Source organism: Streptomyces sp. NBC_01428 (assembly GCF_036231965.1).
Taxonomy (GTDB): Bacteria; Actinomycetota; Actinomycetes; order Streptomycetales; family Streptomycetaceae; genus Streptomyces.
This window is the reverse complement of the sequence record NZ_CP109499.1, coordinates 3,939,397-3,956,481: the sequence shown is the minus strand read 5'-3', so window position 1 is coordinate 3,956,481 and position 17,085 is coordinate 3,939,397. Positions and strand designations below refer to the sequence as shown.

The window sequence follows — 17,085 nt, the reverse complement described above, 5'->3', positions numbered from 1 at the left end:
TGTGGAACAACAGCCCACCCAGGCCCCCGGCGGCGGCGTCGACACGACCGTCGAGACCATCTTCCGCATCGAGTCGCCCCGCATCATCGCGGGCGTCGCGCGGATCGTCCGTGACGTCGGCATCGCCGAGGAACTCGCGCAGGACGCGCTGGTCGCGGCGCTGGAGCAGTGGCCGCGGGACGGTGTGCCGGACAACCCCGGGGCCTGGCTGACGGCGACCGCCAAGCACCGCGCGATCGACCTCGTACGCCGCAGGGAGCGCTACGCCCGCAAGCTGGAGGAGGTCGGGCGGGACCTCTCGCTGTCGGCGCCGCACCACGTCGACGAGCCCTCGGATCCGGACGACATCGACGACGACCTGCTCCGCCTGGTCTTCACCGCCTGCCACCCCGTGCTGTCCGCCGAGGCGCGGATCGCGCTCACCCTGCGGCTCGTCGGCGGTCTGACCACCCCCGAGATCGCCCGCGCCTACCTCGTCCCGGAGGCGACGGTCGCCCAGCGCATCGTGCGCGCCAAACGGACGCTCGCGGCCAGGGCCGTCGCCTTCGAGGTGCCGTACGGTCCGGAGCGCGAGGCACGCCTCGGTTCCGTGCTGGAGGTCATCTACCTCGTGTTCAACGAGGGGTACGCGGCCACGGCGGGCGACGACCTGCTGCGCCCGGCGCTGTGCGAGGACGCGCTCCGGCTGGCCCGTGTGCTCGCCGAGCTGATGCCGAAGGAGCCCGAGGTGCACGCGCTGGCGGCCCTGCTGGAGCTCCAGGAGTCCCGCGCCGCCGCCCGGACCGGACCCGGTGGCGAACCCGTCCTCCTCAGGGACCAGAACCGCCGCCGCTGGAACCGCATGCTGATCCGCCGGGGCTTCACCGCGCTGGGCCGCTCGAACGCCGTCGGCACCGGCAGCCCGGGTCCGTACGCCCTCCAGGCCGCCATCGCCGCCTGTCACGCGCAGGCCCTCACCTACGAGGACACGGACTGGCCGCGGATCGCCGCCCTGTACGGGGCGCTGGCCACACGGGTCCCCTCGCCCGTCGTCGAACTGAACCGCGCCGTGGCCGTCTCCATGGCCGAGGGCCCCGGCCCCGCTCTGGAGATCGTCGACGCCCTCACCGGCGAACCCGCCCTGCGCGACTACCACCTGCTGCCCAGCGTGCGTGGCGACCTGCTGGCCCGGCTCGGCCGGACGGCGGAGGCGCGGGCCGAGCTCGAACGGGCGGCCGCGCTGGCGCGCAACGACCGGGAACGCGCCCTGCTCACGGACCGGGCACGGGACCTGCCCGGCTCGTGACCCGGTGACGCGGTGACCCGGTGACCTTGTCCGTGGTCAGGTCGTGGCAGGCCGCGCGGGTGCTCCGACGAGCATGGTGGGAGCGCCCGCCACCCGGGTCAGGAACACCGTCGCGGACCGGGGTCCCTGCGGCTTCACCTTGCGCCGCAGCTCCTCCGGCTCGACGGCCGACCCGCGCTTCTTGACGGTCAGGACACCGACCTCCCGCTCCCGCAGGAGCGCCTTCAACTTCTTCACGTTGAAGGGGAGTCGGTCGGTGATCTCGTACGCCGAGGCGTACGGCGTGGGGCGCAGCTCGTCCGCGGTGACGTAGGCGATCGTCTCGTCGACGAGTCCGCCGTCCAGGTCCTCGGCCACCTCGGCGACCAGGTGCGCCCGGATCACGGCGCCGTCCGGCTCGTACAGATAGCGTCCGACCGCCCGGACCGCCGGGTCGGGCAGCCCGCGTCCGCGCAGTTCGCGCGGGCCCGGCAGCAGGGTGGCGCGCACCAGGCCCGGTTCGGTGCCGAACCACAGCACCGCCTCCTTGACGTCGCCGCCGTCGGAGATCCACTCGGCCTCGGCCTCGGCGGGGACCGCCTCGTGCGGGATGCCGGGTGCGATCTTCAGCGCGGCGACGGGAGCCTTCACGGCCGCGCCGACCGCCCAGGAGAGGGGCGGCGAGTAGCTCTCCGGGTCGAAGATGCGGCCCCGGCCGCCCCGGCGCCCGGGGTCGACGAAGACCGCGTCGTACCCCGCGGTGTCCACCTCGGTGACATCGGTCTCGCGCACCTCGATCAGGTCGGCGAGCCCCAGCGCGTCGGCGTTCGCCCGGGCCGCGGCGACCGTCAGCGGGTCGCGGTCCACGGCGAGGACGCGGATGCCCGCGCGGGCCAGCGCGATCGCGTCGCCGCCGATCCCGCAGCAGAGGTCGGCGACGGAGCGGACGCCCAGTGCGCGCAGCCGTTCGGCGCGGTGGACGGCCACGCTCGTGCGGGTGGACTGCTCCACCCCGTTCGGCGTGAAGAACATCCGCCCCGCGTCCTCGGACCCGAACTTCGCCACCGCCCGCTGCCGCAGCCGCGCCTGCCCGAGGGCGGCCGAGACCAGCTCGGCGGGGTGCTCACGGCGCAGCCGGGTGGCGACGGCCAGTTCCTGCGCCGGTTCGGTGCCGTGCACCTCGTCGAGCAGGGCGCGGCCCTCGGAGGTGAGCAGGGAGGCGAAGGAGACGTCGTTCACCCGGCCATTGTGGGCCAGTCGGTGGACGGTGTGCCTCCGGCCGCGGTGTCGGGGCCGCGTCAGGGAGGTGACCTGCGAGGATCCCGGCCCATGCGACCCGTACGACAAAACTATAAGAACGGCGCAAATCGGGCTGGTGTGCGCTGCGGGATCGGCGCGCTGGCCCTCGCCGTCCTCGTCTCCGGCTGTGCCGCCGAGGGCTCCGGCTCCGGCGCCGCCCGGCCCGCCGCCGGTCAGCAGGCCGGCCGGCTCCAGGCGGGACCCGCCCGCGCCCTCGACTCGTACGCCCTGCGGCTCCGCAAGGCGCAGGCCGCCCGCACCGCCGTCGCCCGGCGCTGGGGACTGCCCACCGCGCCCCTGATGCCCCCGGCGCCGCCCGCGAGGAAGCCGGTCATCGAGGCTCGCAAGGGGTTCGAGGTCGACGGCCAGAAGGAACTGGGGCTGCCGCCCGTCTTCACGACCGTCCCCACCAAGGACAGGGTCGTCTTCCTCACCATCGACGACGGCGAGGAGAAGGACCCGCAGTTCCTGCGCATGATGAGCGAGCTGAAGATCCCGTACACCGTCTTCCTCAGCGACTACCTGATCAAGGACGACTACGGGTACTTCCGGAAGATGCGGGACCGCGGCATCACCCTCAACAACCACACGCTGCACCACCCGTACCTGCCCGGCCTCTCCTACGCGCGGCAGAAGCACGAGATCTGCGGCATGCAGGACGTGATGAAGAAGCAGTTCGGCAAGCGCCCCTCGCTCTTCCGCCCGCCCTACGGCAACTACAACCAGGACACCCTGCGCGCCGCCAAGTCCTGTGGGATCAAGTACGCGCCCATCTGGGACGAGGAGGTGTTCGTCGACCACTGGGAGTACCGCGAGGAGGACCAGGACCTGCACCCCGGCGACATCGTCCTCACCCACTTCCGCGGCCCCAAGGACTGGAAGGGGACCATGCCCGACCTGGTCCGCCGCTTCCTGAAGAGGATCACGGCCGAGGGCTACGCGGTCGCGCGCCTGGAGGACTACCTGTGAGGCTGCGGGTGCCGGTCGCCGGACTGCTCGCGGCGCTGCTGCTGACCGGCTGCGCGCAGTCCGTCGACCCGATCGAGCGGCTGGGCAAGAAGGCGGCGCAGCGGGTGCACCCGCAGGAGACGGCGTACCGCCGCTGGGGCCTGACCGCCCCGTTGGCCCCGGCGCCCCGCGCGCCCGCCCGGACCGCCGCGCGCACCGCGGGCCCGGGTCTGCCGCCCGTCGTGGACCACGTCCGCACCCGCGACAAGGTCGTCTTCCTGACGTACGACGACGGAGCGGAACGCGATCCGCGGTTCGTCGACATGGTCCGTGAACTGCGGCTGCCCGTCAGCATGTTCCTCACGGACAGTGTCGTCGGGCCGGGGTACGCGCACTTCGCCCGGCTGCGCGAGGTCGGCGCGACCGTCCAGAACCACACCCTCGACCACGCCTCCCTGCGCGGCCTGCCCTACGCGGGCCAGCGCGCCGAGATCTGCGGGCAGCAGGACAAGCTCCGGCAGCGCTTCGGCATCCGGCCCCGGCTGCTGCGGCCCCCCTACGGCCGGTACGACGCGACCACGCTGCGGGCCGCCGGTGACTGCGGGGTCAGCGCGGTCGTCCTCGGCAGGGCCCCCGGCACGCACCGGCTCCGGCCGGGCGACATCCTCACCGGCTTCGAGGAGCCCGACCTCACGGACGCCACGGTCCGGCTGCTCCGGCGCATCCAGGCGGAGGGCTTCACCCCCGCGCGGCTGGAGAACTACCTCTAGAGCCGGAGGCGGAGACCTACCTCCGAAAGGGTCCGCCCGCACGTCCTGAGGGGCCGTCCGGGCCGCGCCACGCCGCCGGCTTTGGCACTCCGCTTGACCGAGTGCTAATCGCAGTCATAGTGTCAGGCCTGGCACTCCCCCCTGGAGAGTGCCAATGGCGAAGGGCAGATCCGGCACCCGCGACGACGGATCGACCCGGTCGCCACCTCAGACAGTTAACCCCGTGAGATCTCCGAAGGGGGAGGTCGGATCGTGACGACCGCCAGCTCCAAGGTTGCCATCAAGCCGCTCGAGGACCGCATTGTGGTCCAGCCGCTCGACGCCGAGCAGACCACGGCCTCTGGCCTGGTCATCCCGGACACCGCGAAGGAGAAGCCCCAGGAGGGCGTCGTCCTTGCCGTGGGTCCGGGCCGCTTCGAGGACGGTAACCGTCTTCCGCTCGACGTCACCGTCGGCGACGTCGTGCTCTACAGCAAGTACGGCGGCACCGAGGTGAAGTACAACGGCGAGGAGTACCTCGTCCTCTCGGCTCGCGACGTGCTCGCGATCATCGAGAAGTAATTCACCGGGCAAGGGCGTCCGGGGGCTTCCCCCGGACCACCCGACACCCAGCATTGCAGTGAACTGCGCCCCTGGCCCCCGCTACTTCTCTTGAACCGGGCGCTGGGGGCGCCGTTCGTTTCTCCCAAAGTTTTCCGAGAGGGCTGAACCGCTCCCATGGCGAAGATCCTGAAGTTCGACGAGGACGCCCGTCGCGCCCTTGAGCGCGGCGTCAACAAGCTTGCCGACACGGTGAAGGTGACGATCGGCCCCAAGGGCCGCAACGTCGTCATCGACAAGAAGTTCGGCGCCCCCACCATCACCAACGACGGCGTGACCATCGCCCGTGAGGTCGAGGTCGAGGACCCGTACGAGAACCTCGGTGCCCAGCTGGTGAAGGAGGTGGCGACCAAGACCAACGACATCGCGGGTGACGGTACGACCACCGCCACCGTGCTCGCCCAGGCGCTCGTGCGCGAGGGCCTCAAGAACGTCGCCGCGGGTGCCTCCCCGGCGCTGCTGAAGAAGGGCATCGACGCGGCCGTCAAGGCGGTCTCCGACGAGCTGCTCGCCACCGCGCGCCCGATCGACGAGAAGTCCGACATCGCGGCCGTCGCCGGTCTGTCCGCCCAGGACCCGCAGGTCGGCGAGCTCATCGCCGAGGCGATGGACAAGGTCGGCAAGGACGGTGTCATCACCGTCGAGGAGTCCAACACCTTCGGTCTGGAGCTGGACTTCACCGAGGGCATGGCCTTCGACAAGGGCTACCTCTCGCCCTACATGGTGTCCGACCAGGAGCGTATGGAGGCCGTCCTCGACGACCCGTACATCCTGATCCACCAGGGCAAGATCAGCTCCATCCAGGACCTCCTGCCGCTGCTGGAGAAGGTCATCCAGGCGAACGCCTCGCGGCCGCTGCTGATCATCGCCGAGGACGTCGAGGGCGAGGCCCTGTCGACCCTGGTCGTGAACAAGATCCGCGGCACGTTCAACGCCGTCGCCGTGAAGGCCCCCGGCTTCGGTGACCGCCGCAAGGCCATGCTCGGCGACATCGCCACCCTCACCGGTGGTCAGGTCATCGCCGAGGAGGTCGGCCTCAAGCTCGACCAGGTCGGCCTGGACGTGCTCGGCACCGCCCGCCGCGTGACCGTCACCAAGGACGACACCACCATCGTCGACGGTGGCGGCAGCTCGGACGAGGTCGCCGGCCGCGTCAACCAGATCAAGGCCGAGATCGAGAACACGGACTCCGACTGGGACCGCGAGAAGCTCCAGGAGCGCCTCGCGAAGCTCGCCGGCGGCGTGTGCGTGATCAAGGTCGGCGCCGCCACCGAGGTGGAGCTCAAGGAGAAGAAGCACCGTCTGGAGGACGCCATCTCCGCGACCCGCGCCGCGGTCGAGGAGGGCATCGTCTCCGGTGGTGGCTCCGCGCTCGTCCACGCCGTCAAGGTCCTCGAGGGCAACCTCGGCAAGACCGGCGACGAGGCCACGGGTGTCGCGGTCGTCCGCAGGGCCGCCGTCGAGCCGCTGCGCTGGATCGCCGAGAACGCCGGCCTGGAGGGTTACGTCATCACCTCCAAGGTCGCCGAGCTCGACAAGGGCCAGGGCTTCAACGCCGCCACCGGTGAGTACGGCGACCTGGTCAAGGCCGGCGTCATCGACCCGGTCAAGGTCACCCGCTCCGCCCTGGAGAACGCCGCCTCCATCGCGTCCCTGCTCCTCACGACCGAGACCCTGGTCGTCGAGAAGCCGGCCGACGACGAGGGCGACGCCGGTCACGGCCACGGCCACGGTCACTCCCACTGACGCACACCGGTAGGCCGGGGTCGGCACTGAATCCCTGGACAGGGACACGGTGCTGAATCGGGCCGTGTTGCTTCGCCCCGTCGTTCCCACGGCGGGGCGAAGTGCTGTCCGGCGGGCGTGCCGAGGCTTTTTTGACGTTGTCGGCGTGCCCGGGTTCAGTCCTCGTGCCGCATCAGAAACCTGACGGGTTCTGCGAGCGCTGCTCTGGCTCCCTCCTCGTCCGCCAGTCGCGCCGCGAGGGTGGCTTCCGCGAGGCGCTGCGGCAGGGCTTCGGCGAACTTCAGGCCGCGAACGGCTTGGATGTCCACCTCCGGCAGAGTGAGTCCTGTCTCGGTGTCCGCCACTGCCGCTCGCCATGTCTGAGGGGTCAGGTCGTCGCGCAGCCGGATGTAGCGGTCGTCGATCTGTCGGTGTATCAACTTGGCGGAGGAAAGAGACGCGGCGAGCGTGGCGTTCGCCCGGTGCCCGGCCCAAGTCCACCACCGCACGTCGCCGTCGTCACGCCGGGTGATGACAGTTCCGGCCGGGTGCACCACGTCCAGATGTGTCTCCCGTGCTTCCGCGAGCCTCGCCTGCGCCCGGCGCGTGAGGAGCACCGGCGGTTCGCTGCCGAGCAACACCTCACGGGCGGCCCGGGTCAGCATGTGGGAGCGCACACGGATGGACCCGAACCCGCTCCATTTGGCCCGCCCGCCCCCGTCCACGGGCTCCACGAAGCAGCGCCTGCGCCGCCAGTCGATGTACGTCACCAGCCAGCTGCGGCCCGCCAGCAGCAGTTTCCTCGGGCCTTCGACGTCCTCGGTGAGCAGGTCCGGGTCCGTGCGGCCGATCTCCGTCCGTCCACTGAGCACGGTGAACTCGGGCGGCGCTGTGAACGATGCCGTCAGGTTCATGAAGTGCCGGTGGCCGAAGCGGCGTTCGGCCTCAGGTCCGATGAATAGCGTGCCGCCGTCGCGCTCCAGATAGCCCTGCTCCACGAGGTGCCGCACGATGGGCTCGGCGGCGCTTCTGAACGGTCCGAGACCGCCCCACCACTCCTGCCAGAGGTTCTCCCCGACCTGATGCTCCTGAAGGCACAGGGCGAGAATCTGCTGGGCGACGAGGTGCCGCGGCTCGGGCGGTGCGGTCACCGGCTCCACCCAGCCACTCGACCAGGCCAGTAGCAGGGCAGCGATGGACAGGAACCCCGCGTCGGTGAGGGCCAGGAAAAGACAGTTGCGTGCGGTGCCGGGCCGCCGCCCGGTGCGGCCGAGGCGTTGCAGGAACGAGGCCACCGTGGCCGGTGCGTCGAGCTGGATCACTCGGTCGAGGTCCCCGACGTCGATGCCGAGTTCCAGGGTGCTGGTCGAGACAATCACGCAGTCTCGGGCCTCGGCGAAGGCCTCCTCCGCCCGCCGTCGCTCGTCGGTGGAGAGCGAGGCATGGGAGAGGAACGTGGTGACACCACGGAGCCTGAGCTGCTCACCCAGTTCCTCGACGGTACGTCGGGTCTCGCAGAACACCAGGCGTTTCTCGCCCCGGTGCAGAGCCGCGATGACCGTGGCCGCGTTGGCGACGGAGCCGACGTAATCCAGCTCGATGTCGCCCGGCGGTGTGCTCGTGGCTGCCGAGGACAGAGTGGTCCCTTGGCCGGGAAACGACACCCCGGGTGCGATGACCTGACCTGGCCGTCGTCCGTGGCCGGAGCCCTGGAGCCAGTCCAGCAGCTCGTGCGGATTGCCGACGGTGGCGGACAGGCCGACCCGTTGCACCGGCCGCTCCACGATATTCTGGAGCCGTTCCAGTACGGCGAGCAGATGCCAGCCGCGGTCGTCGCCCGCGAAGGCGTGCACCTCGTCGACCACCACGCTGTGCACTCCGGAGAAGAACGCCCGGTGGTCCACGTGCGTGCTGACCAGCATGGCCTCCAGCGATTCGGGCGTCGTCAGCAGCAGATCCGGACGCTGGGTGAGGATGCGGCGGCGGCGCGTCGAGGCGATGTCGCCGTGCCACAGTTCCGCCGTCCGTCCCACCCATCCCGCGTACGTCTCCAGGCGGGGGTGCAGGTTGTTCAGAAGGGCTTTCAGCGGGGTGACGTACAGGATGCCGGTGCCCTTCCACCCGTGCCGCTGGGCGCGGGTGAGCAGGGGGAAGGCGGCGGCCTCGGTCTTGCCTCCGGCGGTCGGCGCCAGCAGTACGGCGTCCTGTCCGGCCAGCAGTGGGCCGATCGCCTCCTCCTGGAGCGGCCGGAGGGAGCGCCAGCCCAGTGAGTTGACGATGTGGTGGGTGAGGATCGGGTCGAGCAGGTCCAGCGCGTCGGCGCTCACGGCAGCTCCAGCTCCACGTCACCGGCGTTCGCGGCTGCGTTGCGCTCGACCTCGTCGAGTTCCGAGGCGTTCACCGTGAGCGTGTAGTGGACGCGGGGGTCGAAGTCGTCGAACGTGTCGATCCGGTCGAGGACGTCGGCCACCAGTTTCCGCAGATACAGCCGGGGAGCGATGCCCGCCTTGCCGCCGAGCGAACCGGTGACCGCCCGAGCCAGGTCGTCGAGGTAGGTGTCGTCGGCAAGGGCGGCGATCCGGTCGGGGTTCTTGGCCGTGGCCTGGTACACACCGCGCACGTTGCGGCCCAGACGGCCGAGGGATGCCAGGTCGAAGCCGGGAAGCCGCAGTTGGACCGCGCGCGGGGAGTCGAAGCGCGGGTCGGTCGTGAAGTCCGTGGCCAGCCGCTGCGCGAGCGGTGCCAGACGTTGTACACCCTGCTGACCCTCGTAGAAGGCGGGGGTTCCGGTGATGACGAGGAACAGGCCGGGGAACCTCCCGGCGTCGATCTCGTCGAGGAGCTGGCGCAGCGCGTTCAGGGACTTCTCCCGTACGTCGCCGCGCACCCGCTGGAGTGTCTCGACCTCGTCCAGAACCAGCAGCAGCCCGGGGTGCCCGCAGTCGCGCAGCACGGTCAGCAGCCCCTGGAGGAATCCGAGTGCCGCGAAGTGGTCGAGGTCGCCACGTACTCCGGCGGCGCGCTTGGCAGACGCCGCCACGGACTTCTGTCCGCCGAGCCACGCGATCAGCGCCTCGGCATGGGCGGAGTCACCGGCGGCCACCGCCTCGCGGTAGCCGCGCAGCGCGGCGGAGAAGGCCGGGGTCGTACGGGCCACGTCCGTGAGCCGCAGCTCCAGGAGTTCGTCCACGGCTCGGGCGAGTCCGGCCTCGTCGTTCTCGTCGACGTCTCCCGAGTCGAGGACTTCCTCCTCCAGCGTGTAGAACCAGGAGTCGATCACGGCACGCAGCGCGGAGGGCGGATGCGTGGACGTCGTCAGCCGTTCCGTGAGCCGCCGGTAGACGGTCTCCAGGCGGTGCAGCGGGGTCTCCGTCTCGGAGATCTGCACTTCGCTGACGGCCATGCCGCGGCGCTTCGCCCGCTCGGCCAGCCAGCGGGCGAAGAACGTCTTGCCGGAGCCGTACTCGCCGCGCAGCGCGTGGAAGGCGGAGCCACCGCGGGCGACGGTGGCCAGGTCGTCGTCGAGGGAGTCGGCGAACCGGTCCAGGCCGACGGCGAACAGTCCGAGCCCCTGCTGCGGCACGGTGCCGCGGCGCAGCGCGTCGACGACGTCCCGGGCGCGGGCGGGACTGATGTCGGGGGCTTGGGGGCCGACCGGGGTGTTCACGAGGGGGCGCCTTCCGGGAACTGCTGCCGCAGGAGCTCCCTGTCGAGATGGACGGTGCGTCCGGACTCCACCAGTTGGAGAACGGGATAGCCGTCGATGTTGAGCAGCCGTTCGAGCATGGTGACGAACCGCTGGGGGTTGCGCTCCGACTTGCCGGTGGCGGCCTGGGCGGCCGAGGCCACAGCGGCCGGTGAGAGCTTGCCGCCGGCCGCGAGCAGCGCGTCGAGCGCGGCGGCCACTGCCGCGTTGTTCGGTGCGTTCCGCACGAATTCGCGCTGCGTCTCGTATGGCTTGCTGCGCACCGTCTGCTCGCCGAGCGTGCCGTGTCCCTTCTGCGGGAACAGCCCCTCGGACTGAGGCGGTGGTTTGCGGTTGCCCTTGCCACGAGGTGTCGAAGCGGCCTCCTGCGGTTCCGCCGTCTCGGCACCCCCGCGCCACCACTGGGGAGCGGTGTCCTCTGCGGGCAGTGCTGTCCATCCGGTGGGGATCTCACTCCCCGACGGAACGAACGCCAGGACAGGCACGGTGACCTCGGCCAGCGAGGCACCGCCGTGGTACCCGGCCTGACGGGCGGTGTATCGCAGGTCGTCGCGCCAGGCGGCGGTGATCCGTCCGCCCGCGGCCCGGACCCGCGGTCCGGCGAGTTCCACCTCACCGGGCTGGGCAGGCCCGGTGCGCCAGCGGGCGCCCTGGGCGCCGTCCGCCACGGTGGGACCGGTCTCGCGCGGGCTGCGGTCCAGGATGTGACCGTGGTCCGAGACGAGCAGGACCGGCCGGCCCGCGCCGAGAGCGGCGCCCAGCAGGTCGGCCAGCTTCGCGATGTCCCCTATGCGCCAGCGGGCGCGCCCGTTCTCGCGTCCGTCGCCGAGCGCGTCGTCGATGGTGTTGACGATCACGCCGACGATCGTCTTCTCGTCGGCGAGCGCGCCGAGCAGCTCGGGTGCGAGCCGGTGTCCGGCTGTCCCCTCGTAGCCGCCCTTGTGGAAGAGCACCGCCTCGCGGCGTCGCTTCTTCCAGAAGGACGTGAATCCGGCGCGCTCCACGTCCTGCCCGCCCTCGGCAGGGGTTCCGCTCAGCAGCGAGGTCCGACTGATCTTGGTGAGGGTGGGCAGCATGGCGACGGCGGCGAGCCGGCCGGAACGACTGCCCGCCGGTGTGGCGGGGACGACCTCGGTCCAAAAGCGCCGGTCGAGTCCGGCGGCCAGTTCGACGGCCACGTCGGCACTCATCCCGTCGAGGACTAGGACGAGCGGTCGGCCGCCGTCCCGGGCGAGCGGCGCGGCGGCCTCGGCAAGCACATCCTCGATGAGCAGAGCACCGTGCGGCGCCTGCTGGGACGCTGCCTCCGTCCAGGTGGCCAGGGTCGCCGCGAACTGCTCGTCGAGCTCTCGGCGCCGCTCCCGTACCCGGCCGATCAGCCGGTGGTAGGCCTCCCCGATCTCGCTGTCGCGCGAGGCGTCGCCCTCGGCGAGGATCCCGGTCGCCAGGTCCACCCAGCCGGTGGATTCGATGTGGTGGCGTACGCCCTTGCCGACCGACTCCGGGGCGAACTGCGGGGAGTCCAGCCAGCGCAGCAGGCGTACGGCGGTGTGGGCGCGTTCGGTGGAGTCCGCGAGCAGCTTGTCGAGCTGGTGGTCGGCGAGGTCGCGCAGCGCGGCCTGCGCGGGACCGGGCCGGCCGTCGAGCGCGGAGGCGAGAGTTCGCAGCCGTGTCCGGTACCCGGAGGGCAGCAGCCGGTCCCCGGAGAGCAGTCCGGTCAGGCGCGCGGTCTCGGCGAGCTGGTCGGCGCGTTCCAGCACGGTCAGGACGCGGGCACGGGCCTCCGAGCCCGCGCTCCCGCCCGCTTCGGCCTGCGCGATCCACCGGGTGAGGACACCGGTGGCGGCCGTCGCGTACGGGGCGAGTGCGTCGAACGAGCCGAGGGCCCGGCCGAAGAGCGTGCCGAGCGCGAAGCCGGCGTCGGCGGCGGACGGGCAGCCGAGGGCGGCCGAGGCGAGTGCGCCGAGCGGCAGCGCGTCGGTGCCGCGGCCGTCCGCGGCCAGCGCCAGCAGCGTGGGTGCGGCGGGACCGGTCACTTCGGCCAGCCAGGCGGTGAGGCCGGACCTCTCCTGTTCGGCCAGTTCGGCGAAGCGCCGCGGACCGGTCGAGGTACGGCTCCAGTCGAACAGGGTGTCGGCGTCGAGGTCCAGCGAGTCCTCATTGGTGTTGCCGAGACCGGTGCGGGCGGCGAGCAGCGCCCGCACCGCCCGGTCACGGGTGAGAACGGAGCCTGCCCTGGGCCAGCCGCCGGTGGGTTCGGCCTCCAGGAGTGCGTCCAGCAACCAGGTCTCGCGCACCATCCGGGTGTCCAGATCGCCGGTTCCGAACAACTGCCTGACGATGTCGGCCCGTTCGACGGCCAGCGGCCGACGGCGTACGGCGTGTCCGCGCAGGTCCCAGCCGAGCTGGTCGGCCGGGACCTTGCCGGTGACGACGAGGACGCTGTCACCGCCAGGGTCGGTGTCGGTGCTGTGGCGCCGCCAGGCGTCGGCGATGCCGAGCGGCGAGTCCTGATCGGTGACGTGCACGCGACGGGCGGTGCCCTCCACCTGCACGGTGAATTCGCGATCCGTGTCGCCGCCCGCCCACACCGCGTCGACCAGCACGAGCCGCCGCCCTTCGGCGTACGGCAGTTCGGCCTCCAGCAGCACCTCGATGGCACGCCGTCCGGCGGCGGGCCGGGCCGCCGCCATCAGCGGGCCCCTTCGCCGGACTCGTCGGAGGCGGTGTCCGCGCCGGACCCGATCGGCCTCCAGCTGAGCTCGATGGTGGCGTCGGGATGGGCGGCTAGGAAGGCACGGATGTCGTCCCGGACGCCCGCCAGTTCGCCGGCCAGCCGCTCTTCCAGCGGGGTCGTTCCGCTGACGGCGATGAGCCGCCGCCCCGCCCGACGGGTCTGGCCTTCGCCGCCCGCCGGACCCGGCTCCACGGCGGGGGCGGGCTCGGTCCGCTCGGGAACGGGAAGCACACCGGATGCGGGCTGGGGATGCTTGGTCGCCACCTCCGGATCGGTCACCCGTACGTCCTGCGCTCCCGGGGCGGGGTCCTGCCGCTGCACGAACACGTTCTCCACCTGGAGCGCCGCGTTGATGATCGCGTTGGCCCGCTCGCCCGCCGCGTCGAGCACCGGCACCAGCGACCGTTCGAACTCGGAGGCACGTGCGGCCAGCGCGATCTCGTCGAAGAGCCGCCGGGCCCGGTCGCCCACCCCGTCCTCGCGTGCGACCAGACCACGCACGTTGGTGAGAGCCGGCCAGGCGGCGTCGTCCAGGGCCTGAAGGACCTCGCCCGCACTGCCCATGGCGGTGTTGAGGTCCCGCTCGGTCGCCGTGTACGTGGCGGAGGCCAGCTCGCGCACCAGCGCGGTGGCGTCGCTGCCGTGCCGGGTCAGCCGGGCGAGCAGACCGGCGGCCTCACGCAGGATCGCGGTACGGGCCGCGGCCTCGCCCTCACCGCCGAGACCGAGCAGAGCGGCATGCCGCTCCAGCGAGGTCCGTACCCCGGCGACGTCCTTCTCCCACGCCTCCGCCTTGGCGCGGAGATCCTCGGCGAGCCGGTTGACGTTGCGCGCGTACATGTTCGGCTTGGCGGACACACCGAACAGCCGGGCCGCCCGGTCGCGGGCCGCCGCGTACTGCTCCTCGCTGGGCAGCGGCTGCGAGCGCAGCGACCAGCCGGGGCCGATCTCGTGCAGTGCGGGCGCCTCCCGCTCCGGCCCGCCCTGGTACGCCCAGGCCCGGTCGTCGAGCAGCGCGTAGGCCGAGATGAGGAGGTTCCCGGTGAGTTTGTCGAGGCCGCCGTAGCCGAGGTCCTTGGAGATCCAGAGGCGGATGTCCTCGACGGCGAGGTCGCCGCGCTGCTTGTGCGCGGCGGCGGCCTGGTTGATGCGGGTGCGCCAGTCCTGTCGCATGACCAGCGGACCGTCGTGGACCGTGCCGAGCTCCAGCGGCTCCACGATGCGCTTGACGGTCTTGAGGTGGTGGCTGTCGACGTTCTGGGCCCGTCCGCCGTCGTCCATGGCCCGGGTGATCCACTCCAGGGCGGTGCGCAGTTCGGCGGGCGTCACCGCCTTGCGCTGCCCCTTGCCGTCCAGGCCGAAGTCGGGGTGCTTGGCGTACAGGGCGGAGAACATGCCGTCGGCCAGGTGCTGCACGTTCTTCTCGAAGCCCTTGCCGCCCTCCTCGCGGGGGTGCGCGAACTCCGGCTGGAGCGAGAGCACGTGCCGTCCGTCCGGCACTTCGGGGCCCGGGTTGGAGTCGGTCGGCTGGGCCAGCCCGTACACCTCGGCGAGCGCTCCCGTGAGCTGGTCGGTGAGGGTGTCGCGGGCCACTTCGAGCTGGCGCTTGACCTTGGCGCGGTCGTCGGGCGGGAAGTTCCCCGTGTAGTCGGTGAGACGGTCGCGTTCCAGCAGGAACCCGATCCGCATCAGCCGGCCGAGCTGGGCCCTGCGCTGGTCGGAGAAGAAGTCGGTGAGCCACACCAGGGTCGGCGCGGTCACCCCGTCCTTCTTCAGCTGCTCCACGCGGTGGAAGTCGTCGCTCGGGTAGTGGTCGCCGTCGTCGAAGGGATAGTCGACGACGAACCGCACGTTGCCCGCGGTCGAGGGCGTGAACTGCTCGTCGGGCAGGTCCGCCCGGTCCCGTACGTTCCCGAAGACGAACTCGGCGACCCGCCGGGTACCGCGCCAGACGATCTCCTTCTCGGCGACGAACTGACCGTCCCGTACACCGACGGCCTCCCACAGCCGGTCGCGCAGCCACACCCGGCGCACGCCGGCCTTGTCCTCCTCGGCGACGGCGTCGAGCAGCGGCTCGATGTCCAGGTCGGACAGGTGCAGCGAGAACACGGGGTCGGCCTCGCCGTCGGAGCGCACCTCGGACGGGAACGTGGCCTGGAGGTCCCGCATCCGCCGTACGACGACGTCACCGGCGGGAACGGTCCGGGAGCGCACCGAGCCGTGGTTCAGCCCCGCGAGCCGTGCGCCCGTCAGCCGCCGCAGCGCGGGCACGTCCGGTGCCAGCGCCCCGAGTAGCAGGGTCTTCACGAACCGGTCGTCGGCCTGGAAGTCGGCGTGCTCGTCCGAGCCGTACTTCTCCAGCAGGTGGGCGCGCGCCTTGGCGTGGAACTTCACGGCGGCCTCGGACTCGCGCTTCAGCTTGTCGGTGAAGGCGGCGCCGGTCCCGTCGAGGAGCACGTCCCACAGGTCGCCGAGCGGGATCAGCCGACCCACGGCGGCACCTGCGTTCCGCTCCAGCAGCAGTTGGACGAGCTTCAGACCGGTCCGCTCGCGCTGGAGGGCGCCGGAGAGGGCGACGAGCACGTTGAGCAGCGCCGGCGACAGCGGGTAAACGGCCCGGAAGTCGGTCCAGTCGGCGTGGGTGGCACCGCCGCCGTCCAGCAGGATGTCCTTGACCTGCTGGTTGGACCGGTCGATCCCGCCGAACGCGTTCTCCAGCACCACCTCCTTGCCGGGGAGCGGCTTGAGCACCCGCTCCTTGATGATCTCCGGCAGGTTGCGGTCCTCCAGGTCGACCGTGTCGAACCGCTCGTTGAGGTATTCGAGGGCCTGCTCCATCGCCTTGACGTCGGCGCCGAGCACGTCGGAGCCGACGAGCTGGGACAGGTCGCGCTGGCGGGAGATGAACGACACGATCGGCACGGGCCGGTCGGCGTCCCCCGACTCGATCAGCTTCACCAGCTTCTGGATCTCGCTGTTGACGAAGGTCCGGTCCCGCATGTGCGCCTGGAGCCACAGCACCAGCTCGTCGAGGAACAGCACGACACCGTCGTAGTTCAGGGAACGGGCGTGCCGGCTGATCGCGGCCAGTCCGTTCTCCAGCGGCACGTACTTGGCAGCATCCCCGCGGGCGCTCTCCGCGTACGACCGCATCGGCCCGGTGAGCAGCGCGGACACCAGCCGCTCACGCCGTGGGTCCCCGGCGGGCGCGCCGAACGCGTCGTCCAGTTCACCCGAGGTCCAGGCCCCGCCGGCGCCGATGACCTGGAGCTCGTCATCGTCGTCGTCCCCCGCCGTGGCGCCGCCGCTCTCCGCGGGCAGCAGACGGACGAACGCGTCGTCGCCGAGCTGCTCGCGCATCCGCCTGGCGTCGGCGAGCATCGCGTCGGAGCGGAACACGGTCGGGGTGGGCGCCTCCGGGTGCTGGTCGCGTACGGCCCTCACGTATCCGCCGAGCAGCGCCTCGTCCAGGTTGGCCGCGCCGACCAGGTGGTAGGGCACCATGAGGAACCGCTTGCCGCGCAGCCACTCGTCGTGCTCCGCGATGACCTCGCGCAGCCGCGGCTTGGCCCGCGCCGAGGCGTCCCCGTTGAGCACGGCGTGCAGCACGGTCAGGAAGTGGCTCTTACCGGCACCGAAGGAACCGTGCAGGTAGGCGGCGTACGAAGTGTTCTTGCGGACCGCGCCGCGCACCAGCTTCAGCGCCTTGCCGAACTGTTCCTGGAGCTGCGGCGTGACCACGTACTCCTCGACCTGTCCGGCCGTGTCGCCCTTGAAGCCCTGGGACAGTTCGACCTTGAAGTCGCCGGCGTACACGTCCTCCTTGATGTCGAGGACGTCCCTCAGTACGACCGTGTCGCCACCCCTGGCCATCGGCTGCTCCCGCTCCCCTTGGTGTCTCTCACAACTTCTCCTTATCCTGCCAGGCCGGGGCAGGACGGCGGGGCGGCCGGAGGGATCGAAATGAGGGGACGTGCCCAAGGGGCGGTGCGGAAAGTGCGAGCCCCGTTCGGGTCGCCCGCCCTATGATCCGTCG

10 protein-coding genes are annotated in these 17,085 nt (G+C 71.5%); 5 read left to right on the top strand and 5 right to left on the bottom strand.

All coding sequences use genetic code 11. The annotated features are described in order from the left end of the window. The first annotated feature begins 1 nt into the window (after position 1). Complete coding sequence (locus OG406_RS16985; RefSeq protein ID WP_266847430.1) at positions 2-1,285, top strand: RNA polymerase sigma factor; 1,284 nt, start codon at positions 2-4, stop codon at positions 1,283-1,285. Between the two features lie 36 nt (positions 1,286-1,321). On the opposite strand, the gene OG406_RS16980 is transcribed toward OG406_RS16985, so the two are convergent. Next, positions 1,322-2,503 carry a class I SAM-dependent methyltransferase gene (locus OG406_RS16980; protein ID WP_329186495.1) on the bottom strand — a complete coding sequence of 394 codons (1,182 nt, stop codon included), beginning with the start codon at positions 2,501-2,503 and terminating at the stop codon, positions 1,322-1,324. Between the two features lie 90 nt (positions 2,504-2,593). On the opposite strand from OG406_RS16980, the gene OG406_RS16975 reads away from it, so the two are divergent. The 4 genes from OG406_RS16975 (at position 2,594) to groL (ending at position 6,627) form a co-directional block, all read left to right on the top strand. Continuing rightward, positions 2,594-3,532, top strand: coding sequence for a polysaccharide deacetylase family protein (locus OG406_RS16975; protein WP_164372426.1), 939 nt, complete (start codon positions 2,594-2,596; stop codon positions 3,530-3,532). After that, a complete protein-coding gene (locus OG406_RS16970) occupies positions 3,529-4,281 on the top strand; it encodes a polysaccharide deacetylase family protein (RefSeq protein ID WP_267048316.1) in 753 nt (250 codons plus the stop codon). Before OG406_RS16975 ends, OG406_RS16970 begins: the two co-directional genes overlap by 4 nt. A 252-nt stretch (positions 4,282-4,533) precedes the next feature. Further along, the gene (groES, locus tag OG406_RS16965) at positions 4,534-4,842 is read left to right on the top strand and encodes a co-chaperone GroES (protein WP_077796719.1); all 309 of its coding nucleotides are present in this window, start codon (positions 4,534-4,536) and stop codon (positions 4,840-4,842) included. Between the two features lie 156 nt (positions 4,843-4,998). Then, the gene (gene groL, locus OG406_RS16960; protein WP_164372428.1) at positions 4,999-6,627 is read left to right on the top strand and encodes a chaperonin GroEL; all 1,629 of its coding nucleotides are present in this window, start codon (positions 4,999-5,001) and stop codon (positions 6,625-6,627) included. A 155-nt stretch (positions 6,628-6,782) separates the two neighbouring features. Here the strand turns inward: groL and OG406_RS16955 are convergent, their stop codons facing one another. Genes OG406_RS16955 through OG406_RS16940 form a run of 4 tightly spaced genes read right to left on the bottom strand, consistent with a single transcriptional unit; the run spans position 6,783 to position 16,922 of the window. Beyond that, positions 6,783-8,933 (bottom strand): DEAD/DEAH box helicase, encoded by a 2,151-nt coding sequence (locus OG406_RS16955; RefSeq protein WP_329186491.1) that lies wholly within the window; start codon positions 8,931-8,933, stop codon positions 6,783-6,785. Further along, positions 8,930-10,273 carry a BREX system ATP-binding protein BrxD gene (gene brxD / locus OG406_RS16950; protein WP_329186490.1) on the bottom strand — a complete coding sequence of 448 codons (1,344 nt, stop codon included), beginning with the start codon at positions 10,271-10,273 and terminating at the stop codon, positions 8,930-8,932. Before brxD ends, OG406_RS16955 begins: the two co-directional genes overlap by 4 nt. Further along, the gene (pglZ, locus tag OG406_RS16945) at positions 10,270-13,005 is read right to left on the bottom strand and encodes a BREX-2 system phosphatase PglZ (protein ID WP_329186489.1); all 2,736 of its coding nucleotides are present in this window, start codon (positions 13,003-13,005) and stop codon (positions 10,270-10,272) included. The genes brxD and pglZ overlap by 4 nt, the downstream gene beginning before the upstream one ends. Then, positions 13,005-16,922 carry a hypothetical protein gene (locus OG406_RS16940; protein ID WP_329186488.1) on the bottom strand — a complete coding sequence of 1,306 codons (3,918 nt, stop codon included), beginning with the start codon at positions 16,920-16,922 and terminating at the stop codon, positions 13,005-13,007. The genes pglZ and OG406_RS16940 overlap by 1 nt, the downstream gene beginning before the upstream one ends. Positions 16,923-17,085: the final 163 nt, after the last annotated feature.